Source organism: Halalkalibacter sp. HAAS-P014 (genome assembly GCF_056619965.1).
Window position 1 is genome coordinate 90346 of record NZ_JBWQTV010000013.1, and the last position, 14556, is coordinate 104901.

Genomic DNA, 14556 nt, shown 5'->3' on the forward strand with positions numbered 1-14556 from the left:
CGTTAAAATAATAGGTTTATATTATAGAAGAAACTCGTATCAGCTAGCTCATTACTTAAATAGGTGGTGGGCTATTTTGGTTGCTCAAAAACAAGGAGCTCACAATATATAGATCCTTATTTTTTATCCATTTCCTATATTAAAATTTTTATCTATCCGTCTCCACGGCGGTTCTTGAGACGGTGCGAATGCTAAAAGCACTGAAGCCTCCGGTAGAGGTTGTGTTTCAAAAAGAGGACATACGGACCTTAGATGCAGATGGTGAAGTAATGCTGACGGTATATAGTGGATTGGCCCAAGAAGAAAGCAGAAGCCTTGCAGAGTTAGTATCTTGGGGAAAGTGCCGATTAGCAGAACGAGGACAATTTAAAACCAAGTATGCTCGATATGGCTATGATTACGATGAAGAGGGGAACCTGGTAATCAATCATGAACAAGCAGAAGTAATACGCAGGATTTATCGTGAGCTTTTGGCAGGTAAAACAACAAATCAAATAGCAAATGAATTAACCGAAGACGGCATTGAAACCGCCAGAGGCAAAAAGAAGTGGCATAGTACTTCCATGGATAGCATGATTACCAACCCGATTTACTGCGGATACTTTGTTTACCAAAGATATTATGTCAAGGATACGATAACAGGGAAAATGACTGAAAACAGGGGTGAACTTCCTCAATACACAATAAAAGACGATCATCCAGCCATTGTGAGTCGAGAAGATTGGGATGCAGCTCAATTGATTATGAATAATCGAAGTGAAAATAGAAAAGGAAGTAAAAAAAGGCGTCACGATCGCAAAGAGTTTTTTAACATATTTCATTGCTCCGAATGTGGAGCACCAGTCATTCACGTAAGGAGTTCAAAAGGTGGGGTTCATTACTGGCGATGTAGAACGGCAGAGAAAAAGTATCTAGAAGAAACGTGTGAAGTGCGAGGGTTTAGAGAAGTATCCATTGAACATACTTTTATGGCCCTCTTGCAGGAAATGAAAAAGGACGATGGTTTCAGGGATAATATCGGGCAAGCACTCAAAGGACTTATTCCAAACGATAGTGAACGCAAGCAGATAGAACGAGTTAAGGAAGACATGCAGCAGCTTTACTATAAACTCTACGATACCGTAGAGGAAGGTGAACAGCAGGGTGGCGATCCTACCCAAATAAAAGAGATAACAGATCAGATCGTTTTGCTGCAAAATCAAATTTACGACTTTGAAGATAGAGAACAAAACTGTCTTAAAGCGGAAAAGGACCTGGAATGGTTTCTAGAAGAATTAGAAGGGATCCAGGAATTCAAGCCAGATAAGGAACGGATTGAATTCCGACCAGATATTTTCAGCAGGGTTATTGAAAAGGGAGTCATTCATCCAGACGGAAGAATTGTCTACGATTTAAAGTTTGGGATGCAGCTCACCGCTTTCGGAAATAACATGATGGCATGGCGGTTGAAGATGAAGCGTAAGGCTCGGAAGAAGAAAAAGTGATTAGGGAGCTGGGGGATTTGGTCACACGGTTTTCAGATGGAACAATTTGTGATTATTGTGGTAATTTAGTTCTCACTAAAATTGGGTTAGAGTATGTGAAAGACGGTCATATATTTTGTTGTAAAGAGTGTGCTGATGATTTCAAAAAGAAGTACTTTAATAATAAATAGCAGTATTAAAATAAAAAACCCACCGAGTTAGCGTACGGAGTTTACCGTATAGCAGCTTGGTGGGTTACACTGTTTTATTTAATATAAAGACTATTTCACTTCGATATATTATACCTATAAATATTTCATTTAGAAGGATTTGAATTCCTATATGTTATATTATGGATAGAAGTAATATATTGTGGTGGTGGTCTAAAGTGTCTGAAGCTGATTATTATATGAATCTACCGTTCGACTTATCTGGCTCAAGGTCCAAAAATAGATTCCGTAATGAAATACTCTGGGGATTAAAAAGAATGCTTGAGCTATACAAAGAAGATAATGAATTCACAATTGTATTTGATTACGTATGTGATGTGGAAGTCCATAAAGAAGATGGAATGGAATTTTACCAAGTTAAGACTCAAAATAATGATGGAGCATATACGGTAGATAAGCTAATTAATAAAAATAAAACAGGCGATTCAGTATTTGGGAAGTTATACAAGCTGAAATTTAACATTAAAGGTGAAGAACGTGACGAAATAAAAGTGTCTTTAGTGTCGAATGCAGCTTTTAATGATGGAAAAAGAACACACAATAATGTTGAGATAGTAGACTTTAATAATGTTGATACTGCTGCCCAGTCAAAAATCAAAAAATCTGTAAAGGAAGAGTTAAATTTAAAAGAAGATATAAAGTTGAAAAATGCTAGCTTTATAAAAACAGGTATGGATCTTATTGATCCGCATACTACATTAGTAGGGGAAACGGCATTATTTTTTGAGGAGACTTTTAATTGCGAACCAATAAAAATTAATTCACTTTACAGGATGTTATCAAGTGAGGTAACTAACAAAGCATCTTTTGAATTAAAGCTTCCCTCATATGATGAAGTTTTGGAGAAAAAAGGGGTAACTAGAGCCTTTCTCAAAGGTGTTTTAAGTAAATACATTGTATACACTGATACAGCAACAGAAAAGGTAAAAGACTTTATTAATAAGAATTATGAAGCCGATTTTAGAAGCAGACTTAAATTAAATCAAGCGCTGACACAAGTGGTAGCAAACTTACGCGAAAGCAGACAATTGCAGAAGATGGAAAAAGAGATTGTTGATTATATTAAAGAAAACCTAGAATCTCTTCCTCAGTCTGATATGGAAATAATTGAAGAAGTAAGTAAAGTTGTACATGGCCAAAAACCAATTGAAATGAGCAATGAAGAGGTCCAAGTGTTGGTGTTATTGGTACTCAAGAGGTTTGAGGAGGGCTACGTTGGTTATGAATAAATTAATTGTAAAAAAATTATATATTTTTGAGTTAAGCAATAAACTAGGAAAAAGAGTGGATTTTGAAGAAGGTATTAATATTATCACTTCTGATAAAGAAAAAGGAAATGATGTGGGGAAGTCTATTATACTAAAAAGCATATATCATACATTAGGTGCTGACAGTATATTTGACGATAAATGGATATCTAAATCTAAGATATATCTTCTCCATATAGAAGTGAATTCATCCGAATACTATATTTATAGAAATGAAAAAATGTTTAAAGTTTACTCAGGGGATTTCAAGAAAAAATTTAGCACAATAAATAGAAAAGAATTATCAGACTACTTTGAAGATTTATACAAGTTTTCTGTAAAGCTGCCGAACAGAAATGATGAAGAGTTAGAATTAACCCCTCCAGTATATAGCTACTTACTTAATTATGTTGACCAAGATCATATGAATGGTTCAAAATTTGATTCTTTTATGTCGCTTGGTCAGTATCCAAATTTTAAGGAAAATGTATTATACAACCATTTTGGAATTCTTACAGATGAATACTTTGAAGCGGCAAAAAAAATAGAAGAACTAAAAAGGGAAGAAAAATCGCTAGTAGAAGAGAAGTTAATTGTTGATAAAATGCTTAAGAAAATAAGGGCTTACTTAGAAGGTGTAGATGCACCTGGTGATGAAGAAACATTAAGGATAGAATTGAACAAAAGCAAAAAAGAATATACAGATATAGTTGTGAGTTTAAAAAAGGCAAAAAATAGACTAACAAAATTAAGAAATGAAAAAATTGAGTTGGAAAGCACAATTAAAGACCTTTTGGATTTTAAGAAAACTAGAGAAGTTGAGGTTCAAAAAGTAAATAAAAATGTTTGTCCCTCATGCTCACAACAGATAGAAAATATAGGTGTAAGAATTTCGGAAAACAGCCAATTAGAAGATTTGTACATTATAAAAGATGAACTTGATGAATTACTATTAGAAGTAAATAGAAAGCTAATGTTACATGAAGAAAAATATATGAATTTATTAAGTAAGTATGAGCAGTTTGAAAAGGATATTGGTTTTAACAACCATAATATAACTGATGTTTTTAAACACAGAGGATATCTAGAGACACAGGACAATTTGGTAAAAGAATATGGATCCCTAGAGGCTAATTTAAGTGCTAACAATGAAAGCAAGAAGGAAAAGGAAGCAATACTAAAGAAATACAAAAAGCTAAAAGATCAAGCAAATTCGTTATATGAACAATATATGACTGAATCAATTGATGAGTTTGGTTTAGAAGAGATAAATTCAAAAAGTGTTAAACATATCACAAATAATTTAAAAGCAAGAGGAAGTAATATTCCGATTACAACAATTATTTGGCATTTCAATTTATTAAAGATAAAAAATGAATTGAACGAAGACAGTATAAAATTCCCAATAATCCTTGATAGTCCAAATAATGTGGAATTGGATGATAACAAAGAAAAAGCATTATTTAACTATATTTTCACTAACCGAAATAAAGACACACAGCTTATCGTATCAACGTTAGGTTTTGATGCAAAGGATTATGAGGAAGTTGAAATTGATAAAGTTATAGAACTTAACAATAAAAAATACAACTTACTAAATAATAAAGAGTATGAAGAGAACAAGGGGATTTTGGAGTTTGTCTTTGACAATAAATAATTTTTCATGTAGATGAAATTGCCCCCTGATAAATGGAAGTATAATAATACAACCACCGAGTTTGCATATGAAAGTTCATATGGGTACTTGGTGGTTTTTTAATTTTGTTAGTGACAAGCGTATTACTTGAATTTATGATATGGTAAAATTATGTAAAACACTTGTCCTGTTTGGGAGGTAGAAATTATGTACCATGTATCCAATGATAAGACGGTTAAAGTAGGTGCTACCACTTTTTCGGAGCTGAATTACAAAGAAAGTGATATCGAAGAATTATTACGAAAAAATATTGATATGATATGCGATGAAGAGGAATCGATGCTTATTGTCGGTAAACAAGTTAGAAATGCCCAACATGGCATTAGTGATCTTACTGCTGTTGATAATAAAGGGAATGTTGAAATAAAAAGGGATCGTAAAGACATTGAAGGTCGAAAAGAAGCCTTTGAATTTCAGGCGATTCGATATGCCGCCAGCTATGCAACGATTGAAGATCCAGAGGATCTAGTGAATAAAATTTACGCTCCCTACATTGAAAAATATCGTAATGAGTTTGAAGGTGGTTCTTTAACAAGCGCTGAACTTGGGGCACGCAAGTTAACTGAGTTTTTACGGGAAAATGGTGCTGAGAGTAACTTTAATAAGAGTCAAAAAATTATACTGGTAGTTTCCGATTATGATGAGCAAACTTTATCGGCAGTAGCTTGGTTGAATAGTAATAGTGTTGATATTAACTGCTTTAAATTAACCCCATACAAAATTAATGATGAAGTGTACATAAACATCGAGAAGGTTTTGCCTTTAAACACATATAAAGATTACTACGTTAATTTCTTAGAAAGTCCTTTAAAAGGTAACACACAGAAAAAAGGATTTACACGACGAGCTCTTCCAAAAATTGATGAAATGCTCGAATGGGGTGTAGTAAAAGCTGGCGATGTAATCGTTGCAAAAGGTCGTGACGATGAAGGTGTATTATTGATGAATGGAAATGTTGAAGTAAATGGGGAAGAGGTCTCAATGCAGAAATGGTTAAAGGAGCTCTTTGGCTGGTCTAGTATTCAGACTTATGTGTTTGCTGTTCATAAAGAGACGGGTAAGACACTTTCTCAAATACGTGAGGAATATATGGAGAAGGAGCAGGAGAGTAGTATTTGAGTTTACTCATTACCTCCAAGCCAGGCTAGCGGCGTTATGCCAGGACATTATGATTGGATAAGAAATATACTGTTTTTAATCAGTTAGGCTTGAAAGAAGGTGATTGTTTGGGAGGGAAGGAAGCTATAAGAGGCTTTTTATATCAAGGTTTTGCAACTATCCTCGAATCTCTTACCCAAGAATATTGGGATAAAATTTACGTTGAATACCCAAGTGATGCTGATAAGGTTGATATTGCATTGGAGGTGAATGGAAATATTAGTAAGTCAATTCAGGTGAAATCTTCTATAAATCTCTTTCAAAAAAGTGATGTTGCAAAGTGGATAAAAGAACTTACTAACGATATTAAAGCTGAAGAATACGAGGTTGTATTAATAGGTTCGTGCGATAAAAATACAAATGATTTTATAAACTCTATTGGTAAGTATAGAAGTGGTATTAAAGACAAAAAGTCGGAAGAGGCTTTAAAAGATTTTGATAAAGACATACTGGATAACCATAATATAAATATAAAAACCTTACCCATAGAGGAAGCCACACTACTAGGTATTGTAAGGGATTCTCTACACCGCTATTTATCGTATAAAGGGTATATGTTGGATTTTGAGGTATTAAATCTATTATCACAATCTGCTTTAACGACTCAAATGTTATTGGGGACAAAAGGAAGTAGTCAATCCAAAACTGATTTTGACTCCAAGATATTTCAATGGGTTGAATTAACAAGTGGTGGATTGAAGAGCAAAAGCCAACTTGCTAGGCATAAGTTAATGTTTTATGAACAGGAAAGTAAGAAGTTTTCAACATTTTCAGATGCGATTTTTATAGATGAATTCTATAACTATAAAAAATATATGGCTGAACTAAAAATGGCTTGTATTGACCTCATAAATAAGATAAGCTTCATAAAATTAAAACCATATGAAAAACAACAGCCAAAGCAACTATCAAACCCTTTAGGCATTAACTCGATATCGGATCTTTTTACTAGATTTGCAGAAACAAAAGATAACGAAAAGGATGAAATAATTACTCAGGTTAAATCATATTTCAATATAGATATAGAGCGTGAATTTTTCTTCGTAGGTAATCTAAAGGAAGAGAAAAAATTAGAGGTGTTTGGGAATTACAGATACATATATGAAGGTACAGAAGCAGAAATAGAAAAAAATGAACTGCTAAACGATTTTAAATATAAATTGCTGAAATATGAAGTGGTATTAAGCTTTATAGAAAAAATAAAAATGTGCTTTGTACTTCCTATCGTTATTCAAAATGTAGGGGAGGTTCAGGATGAAAATATAACAATAAAATTATTTATTGATAGATCAGTTAAAGTTTTTCAAGGAGAGGATTATCCGGTAGATGATTATACACCAATCTATTCGAGTTTTTCCAATGAAGAGGATAATTTTATTGAAAGCATTTGTAAATTTAAGTCAGATAGTAAAGTGAAATCAGAAAATCAAAAAAGAAATTTTCATTCTACAACTAATCAAAGTGAATTTGACATAAACAATTTTTATAATGAATTAAATATGTATATTGCAAAACCGCAATATGAGGATAACGATTATTATATTATTGAATTAGAAGTAAATAATATTAGACCAAGTGAAAATAAATTTGTGAACAAGTTAGTGTTAATGAATTCTTTAAGTAGAGAGCTTGAAATAAAGTACATGATTATTTCTGATAAATCGGACGGTAATAATGAGGGGATTTTAAGAATCCACTATCCAAGCTAGGTGCAAATTTATTTGAGTCTATATAATAGAAGTTTCTAATTGAAATCATTGCTCATTGCCTTAACCGGTGGTGGGCTTTTTTATTTGCCTTCTTTTATAAAAACATCTACCACGCATAGTGTTCAAAATTGCAAAAACATCATTATATAAAGATAAAAAAGACGAAGTAGATACAATATCTAGTGTTTGAAAACAGATATAATTCTAGATTTAGATTTTTTATCTATCTCGACTCTTGGGGTTCTGTTCCTAGATGAACTGGCAGAATTCTCAAAGAAAACGTTAGATATGTTGCGACAACCGTTAGAAAACGAAAAAGTAACGATCAGCCGTGTTCACTCCACCGTTACATACCCGGCAAAGTTCATTTTTATCGCAGCAATGAATCCGTGTCCGTGTGGATATTTCGGTTCAAATGTACAATATTGCCGTTGTTCCGAGAAACAAATCAACACATACCGAAACCGTGTCTCAGGACCTATCCTCGACCGCATTGATATTTTGTTACCACTAAGACCCGTAAAGCTAACAGGAACTGATTTCAAAGGAACAGAATCATCAGAAGAAGTAAAAATAAGAGTGCAAGCCGCTAGAGAGAAGCAATATGAACGGTACGGAAAGGAAATCTGTAACGGAAGCGTACCTTTTGAGCAATTAATGGCCGACTCACCTATGACAGCTGAACAGCAACAATATGTACAGCGTTTATCGATAAAAGAAGGACTAAGCAACCGGGTCCAAATCAAAATCATCCGCTTAGCTAGGACCATTGGAGACTTAAAAGGGGAAAAATCAATAAGCAATGACAGTCTGTTAATGGCAATGAAGTTAAGGAAGGTAGAAGTGGATTCTACGACTGCTAGGGATATGTTGACTGGGGAGGAGGGGGCTAGGGAGTACCGATGATTAGTAAGTATCATTTTCCTTAGTATCGCGTTTATAATTTATAAATGGTAGAGGATACAATAAAACATCTTACTATTAAAGTTTTTTGGTCACTGTCCTTTTAAGTTAATAAAAATGATGATCTTCAAGTGTAGGATTAATGTGTTTATCTTCATATTTTCTTCTATGTTATGTGGTAGTATAGTAGAGATGGGTAGGTGCGAAAAGTGAAATCTATTTATATTTTTCTGAGTTTGATTTTTCTACTGGTTTTTAATTTATGGGTACAATACTCAGAACAATCTAAATTGTTTTATGACAACTGGATAAAGCCATTCGTAGATGAGCGAAAAATATCATTGATATGGTTTCTATTATTAGTGGTATTATTTATTATATTATTTAGGCATTGGTTAAAAAGAAAAGACAATGAAATAACCTCTTTGAAAACGAAGTTAGAGTCGGAAATGGAAATTTTGGTGAATGCCAATACACAATTGAGCAATTATCGTTTACAAGATAACCTTTCAGTATTATTAGACCGATTTGTAAAAAAACACCCATATGTTATAGCTGTCCAGCTATATAAATTCTCTGAACAAAACTTGAATAAGGACACTACTTTTAAAGCACAATTTATAGCTGGAACTGTAGTAGAAAATGTAAATATTAATGCAGTACATCAAATATATTATAGGTCAAAGAGCAGGTTAATAAGTAAATTTAGAAGAGCGAAAAGAACCTTAAAAGAAGAGAATGATCCCAATTTACTTTTGGATTTTGTGCTGGACATAAACAGTATCTTAAGTGAAAAAACAGAGTCTGATATGAATGAGGAGGATGCGTGTTTATGCTCACTTATGGTTATTGGATTTGAGATATTAGAGAAGGATTTCCAATTAGGAATTGAATCGCTAGGGAGTGAGGAGAAAAAGTTTGATTCACTTTTGAATGATTACCGGACAGGGCTTTTAAGAGGTGCGTTAATGAATGATGTCTTTTATACGTTTACACATACAAGAGATAATGAAAAATTAAATAGACAGTATTTAACAAGATTAATTAAAGTTCGAAATGAAGAAACACTGTTTTTAATTGCTTTGGATTCAAGTATTTTAGATGATGAAGCGTATGATACCATTATGGATGGCATAGGTGATGACTTTGAAAGTCTTTTAAAAGATCTAGAAAACGTATATAATAGAAATATAGAGAGGGTAGGTGATTAGTATGGTTAAAAATACAGGGGCGCAAAATAGTAAACAAACTGAGATAATGAGTCGTTTACAGAGTGCTGGTATAAAGGTATTGCCAGGTAGAAAATCACCTAAAAACGGAAAGTACTCGGGAATAGTCGGAAGCGAAAGAAAAAAACGAGTTTTGAATGTTTAAAAGGCCGAAATGGTCTTTTTTTATTTTGATTAACATAAGCATACATTGGGAATACAAATAAATGAGGTGTTCTAACAATGTATAATAATAAACAGCAGGATGAAGCTTTTCGAGAAAAGCAACAAACAATCATCAAACGGTTAGGAGAAGTTGGAATTAGAGTATCTATCGGAAACAGAGTACCTCAAGATGGAAGTTATTCAGGTATTGTAGGGCATAAAAGGGAAGTTCTAAATGTAAATTTACCAGGTGTTGACGGTTATTATTAAACCAAATAAATAATCATAAATAGAACAAGTTCTTGCTCATTGCTTTATGGTATGGGCTTATTTTTGTGAATTCGCGCCTGCCCCCAGTACGGTAGTGAATTAAAGTATAGAGAGTGGTGAGTTGCTTTTTAAGTTGCGCAAATGTGTAAATAATGATGCTACGTATTCGAAGTTTCTCCCTAAACGGAACCTGTCCTTTGTTGGCAAGGTTCTTTTTTTAGACATAAATAATTTATTTGAATTTTCCTTTTATTGTATCCAATTCATTGGAAGATTGTGATATAGTTTAGGATGGTGACTTTTGACCTATATAAATAATTTTAATCAAGGGATTCAAAAGGAGGAATACGTGTGAACGTGAAAAGGCTTTGGATGGGTTTGATCCTTGTTCTGCTGGCAGCTTGTTCGCAGCAAACCATTGCCGAACAAGTGGATGAGAAGTTGGAGCTCGGTAACAAGTATTTATTGGAAGAGAATTATGAGGAAGCGATATTGGCTTATGAAGAAGCCATTGAAATTGAACCTCGTGCTGTAGAGGCTTACTTAGGTTTGGTTGAAGTATACACAGCGTTAGAGGATGACGATGAAGTTGTGAATACATTGACGGCTGGGATTGAAGTTGTGGAAGAGACCAATGTCTTGCGCGAGGAGCTGGCCGGCCATTATAAGAACAGAGAGATGCTGAATGAAGCGATCGATGTTTATTTAGAAATCGTGGAGTTTGACGTGGATAACCGGACGGCAATTGAAGAGATTATTGATTTATACAGAGAGCTAGATGACATTGATGGGTTACGGGAGTTTTTAGAAAACATTTATGAAGAGACTGGCGATGAAACGTATCAAGACTTATTAGATGAACTCTCATCGATTACAGCAGGAGAGCTGTTGCCTGAGTTTGATGAAAGTCTTGCCAGATTTAGTACGGTAATGAAAGACCGTAACGGCCATGAAAATAATGTTTTTATTTATTCTGAGAATGAGGATGTCTCGACAATTGAACACACCTCGGCATTTGGGAATGAAGGCGATGTTGTTTTTACTGGTGATTACCGGGTTGTGATTCAGAATGAGGCTGGCGAGTATTATCTTCAAGACACAGTTTTAGAAGGGCAATCGATTAATACGGGTTCGGCTATACCTTATGTGATCGAAAACAGACCTGAGCTATTAGTGTTTTCAAGGGTTGAGAGACAAGATGTGCATGTTGTTGATGTGTATGCTCTTACGAATAATGGAATGGAAAAGGTGCACGGACTGGTTGCAGCAACTCCTAAACTAAAATTAGTAGATGAGGATCAACTTCAATATGTCTATTATTTTAGGGATAATCATGAATATACGGTGACAACTGTTGAGTTAGATGTGATGAGAGGGACAGTGGAAACCCTGGATGAACAAGTGATGACGTTTGAAGAAGGACGTGAGTTGCACGAGTTATTTGTCACAACTGATGATCATGTCATTGTTGGAGAAGAGACGTCGCAGTACAAGACACATTATATCGACGTTCAGCTTAACGAAGAGGACTTAGCTGATGAAGTAACGCACTATTTACAAGGGTTACGCGACTACGCGAGCAGAGGAACACTCGGTGAAGGCATAGCTCCAGTCGGGACATCGGCAGAGGAGTTAGTAAACATGTTAGGGGAACCTGTCGAGATAATGGGGTATTCAGGGACAGAGTTATATTCCTATGAACACGCAGACTATCCAATGACTTTTCGAGACGGAGTCCACGTCCTATCAATCTATCAATATGAACGGCATATCGAAACAGTAAGCCGGAGCGAGATTATCGATGTGTTAGGGACGCCGGATGAAGAAGGAGAAGATTTTAATATATTGATGGGGTACTATATTAACTACCATGTTGGAGATCATGTGTTGCAGTTTGTATTCGAGAGTGATGGGGAGAATGCTTTAGCGAATCAGATAAGGATTGCGTATTAAGGGGGGCACGGGGTGAACCGATCCCGTTTGCCCTGCAAGAATTAGAAAACCTATCTTATCAACCTGGTTTATCGGAATAAAAGCGCATCCGTTCATACACGGACATATATTCAAGCATTAGAGCAAGTGGCTTGCGAGAAAAAGGGAAACCAATGACTTTTCACATTAGTTCTGAAAACATTCCTATCATTTGTTCCATTCACCTTTAACGAATTTGTAAATAGCGAAGGAGTACAAGAGGCAATCCTGTACTCCTTAAAAACTTTATTATTTTAAAAATTAACTTGAGACTCCTGAGGATTGTTCGAACCTTTGAAACTCTTCACTGTATCAAAAACTTTATCGTTTTTTTGACAATGCCAAAAGTGAGTCTCTCCATTTGCCTGAAAATAGAAGATGGGAGATTTATTTTCACTCGTACCACTAACGTGGAATCCACCAGCAATAGGTGCAGTCGTTGTTACAAAATCCCCTGTGCCCAATGCTCGCGAGCCGTATTTCCCAACATCTCTTAAATTGAATTTTAAAATACTACCTTGTTTAGGAACAAAAATGATAGATGAGTTCGATACTGCTAAATATCCCCATTCACTCCCTGGATGATACGCTTCTGCTATGTACTTAGGATTTTCTTTATACTTTCCTGTGATGAGAGAGGTACATTTGTTCTTATTTTTGTTATTGGTATAAAGAATATAAAGTGGGTATGCGAACGGTAGTATAAATGTTGAAAGTGCAGAAATAATTGGATGGATCATATTCGTAATAATCATGCCTCCAAGTACTACCCCAAAAAAGATAAAAATACGATTTCGAAACCTATAACCAAACGGATCCTTCATTCTTTCTCCTCCTTTTTTAACACAAGTATACAGATATCCTACTATAGAACTATTTAGTCGTAAAGATAAAAATGGATGTTTTGTGATTTTTTCCCAAGAAATACGAATTATACCTTGATTCCTTTCAAAATTCACTTAATTAATGTTATTCTAATTACTCCAATCAAAAATTTGATAAAATAAGAATAGTATAAAAGGAGGGGTTATTTTGAAAGGTTTTCTATTGTTTTTTTTGCTATTGATTGTTTCTGGTTGTGGTGGGGAATCGCAATCTGACGTATATCAGGATCAGAATATTGATTCGAATAGTGCAGGTGAAACATCCGTTTCAACTGACTCGCCAGATTCATCAGATTCATTTAAACGAGAGACTTCTGATTCGGACTTTTCTGACGACAGTATTACGTTTGTCAAAAATATTGAAGAGGACTTATTAAATGGTTATTATTCTCTTAAAACTCAGGAGTTTCGAGACTATTATTTTGAAAAATACGGTGAAAATGAAGACTTGACAGAGGCAGAGGCAAATATATTTCATGTAATCATGACCTATCTTCTATCCTTGTTAAATAATACCGATGATGAGGCAGGGGGACAATATTATGTGACAGATGGTCCAGTTCCCTTTCATACTTTTGAATACATTGGGACCACCCCAGCACTTACTCTCCGATCGTCAAGGCATTTCCTAGAAGACCAATTCGGTTCCGATATCTTCCATGAGGATATATCTCTAGATTTTTCGAGTCTAGGTATTAATACATTATTTTCAGATTACTCTATTGAGGGTTTTTATGAAGATGCTGTCGCTTTAGCGTTGCTTCGAACTGAGGTGCTAGAAGAAGGTAGAAACTACACGGAGGATGAAAAATCTTTTATCGAAGACATCAATGGGCATTATAACGATTATAGGGAATCCATGCATCCTGCTGAAAAACAGGTATTCCAATACTACATAGGGGATATGGTGCATGAAGCAAATAATATCGATTTTGAAACAATGTCTGGAGAGGAATTAACTGAATTACAAGCAAGTAATCGTGTCGACGTGCGAACTTTTCTATTAGATAAAGAACATTTAGAGTTTTACGGGACAGACGGTGGTACATACATTCACTTATTTACATTAAACTATCATCCCAAAGAAATGGAAAGGGAAATTGATTCTCTTCTACCATCCTCCCCAAGCAAAATGGTTTTTGACCGTTATTATGGACCCGATGAAGTTTATGAATACATTATAGAATATCAATACTTTCTAGATGGTTTTGTCCAAGTTTATGAATATAACGAGCGAACCGAACGGGGGAACACAACTTTTATGTATGAAGACGAAACTGGATTATACAGTCTGGACCATATCAACATGGATCCCACAGACGAGAATTTGCTAGAGCTTCATATAGATGATTTACTGAAAGAAAAAGAATCGATGAATACAATACTTGCCTATCCAATAAATAAGTGGTCGAACAAGGAGGGTGTTGATGTAAACATTCAATTAGAAACGTTTGTGCAAACTCCTTATCAACTCTTTGAAGATGCGGTACGAATTGACTACCATTCTTATAATAGCGACCATATAATAACAGAATACTATCAACCGGGGTACGGACTAGTAGGAACCTTTACTGGATTTGAAGAAGTATTAAGAGAAGTTCATCCAAACTAAGTGAGGGGAAGCGTGGGGACGGAACGAGACTGGTGAAAAA

The 14556-nt window shown here is 34.8% G+C and carries 12 protein-coding genes; 11 read left to right on the forward strand and 1 reads right to left on the reverse strand.

The window, feature by feature from the left end:
- Positions 1-188 precede the first annotated feature (188 nt).
- The 10 genes from AC1FXZ_RS10550 to AC1FXZ_RS10595 all read left to right on the forward strand — a co-directional run bounded on the left by AC1FXZ_RS10550 (position 189) and on the right by AC1FXZ_RS10595 (position 12002).
- Complete coding sequence (locus AC1FXZ_RS10550; RefSeq protein WP_480053320.1) at positions 189-1484, forward strand: recombinase family protein; 1296 nt, start codon at positions 189-191, stop codon at positions 1482-1484.
- 367 nt (positions 1485-1851) lie between these two features.
- Positions 1852-2922: a dsDNA nuclease domain-containing protein gene (locus AC1FXZ_RS10555; protein WP_480053322.1), complete on the forward strand. Its 1071-nt coding sequence runs from the start codon at positions 1852-1854 to the stop codon at positions 2920-2922.
- Positions 2915-4597 (forward strand): hypothetical protein, encoded by a 1683-nt coding sequence (locus tag AC1FXZ_RS10560; protein WP_480053324.1) that lies wholly within the window; start codon positions 2915-2917, stop codon positions 4595-4597. Before AC1FXZ_RS10555 ends, AC1FXZ_RS10560 begins: the two co-directional genes overlap by 8 nt.
- Positions 4598-4783: 186 nt before the next feature.
- Positions 4784-5755 carry a hypothetical protein gene (locus AC1FXZ_RS10565; protein ID WP_480053326.1) on the forward strand — a complete coding sequence of 324 codons (972 nt, stop codon included), beginning with the start codon at positions 4784-4786 and terminating at the stop codon, positions 5753-5755.
- 53 nt (positions 5756-5808) lie between these two features.
- On the forward strand, positions 5809-7503 hold the full coding sequence (locus tag AC1FXZ_RS10570; protein WP_480053328.1) for a hypothetical protein: 1695 nt from the start codon (positions 5809-5811) through the stop codon (positions 7501-7503).
- A gap of 186 nt (positions 7504-7689) precedes the next feature.
- On the forward strand, positions 7690-8409 hold the full coding sequence (locus AC1FXZ_RS10575) for an ATP-binding protein (protein ID WP_480053330.1): 720 nt from the start codon (positions 7690-7692) through the stop codon (positions 8407-8409).
- A gap of 206 nt (positions 8410-8615) precedes the next feature.
- Positions 8616-9617, forward strand: coding sequence for a hypothetical protein (locus AC1FXZ_RS10580; RefSeq protein WP_480053332.1), 1002 nt, complete (start codon positions 8616-8618; stop codon positions 9615-9617).
- 1 nt (position 9618) lies between these two features.
- Positions 9619-9780 (forward strand): hypothetical protein, encoded by a 162-nt coding sequence (locus AC1FXZ_RS10585; protein WP_480053334.1) that lies wholly within the window; start codon positions 9619-9621, stop codon positions 9778-9780.
- 77 nt (positions 9781-9857) lie between these two features.
- On the forward strand, positions 9858-10049 hold the full coding sequence (locus tag AC1FXZ_RS10590; protein WP_480053336.1) for a hypothetical protein: 192 nt from the start codon (positions 9858-9860) through the stop codon (positions 10047-10049).
- A 351-nt stretch (positions 10050-10400) separates the two neighbouring features.
- Positions 10401-12002 carry a tetratricopeptide repeat protein gene (locus AC1FXZ_RS10595; protein WP_480053338.1) on the forward strand — a complete coding sequence of 534 codons (1602 nt, stop codon included), beginning with the start codon at positions 10401-10403 and terminating at the stop codon, positions 12000-12002.
- 272 nt (positions 12003-12274) lie between these two features.
- Here AC1FXZ_RS10595 and AC1FXZ_RS10600 read toward each other — a convergent pair whose 3' ends face one another.
- Positions 12275-12844, reverse strand: a complete 570-nt coding sequence (locus tag AC1FXZ_RS10600; protein ID WP_480053340.1) for a hypothetical protein — start codon at positions 12842-12844, stop codon at positions 12275-12277.
- 208 nt (positions 12845-13052) lie between these two features.
- Between AC1FXZ_RS10600 and AC1FXZ_RS10605 the strand changes: the two genes are divergently transcribed.
- The gene (locus AC1FXZ_RS10605) at positions 13053-14516 is read left to right on the forward strand and encodes a hypothetical protein (protein WP_480053342.1); all 1464 of its coding nucleotides are present in this window, start codon (positions 13053-13055) and stop codon (positions 14514-14516) included.
- Positions 14517-14556: the final 40 nt, after the last annotated feature.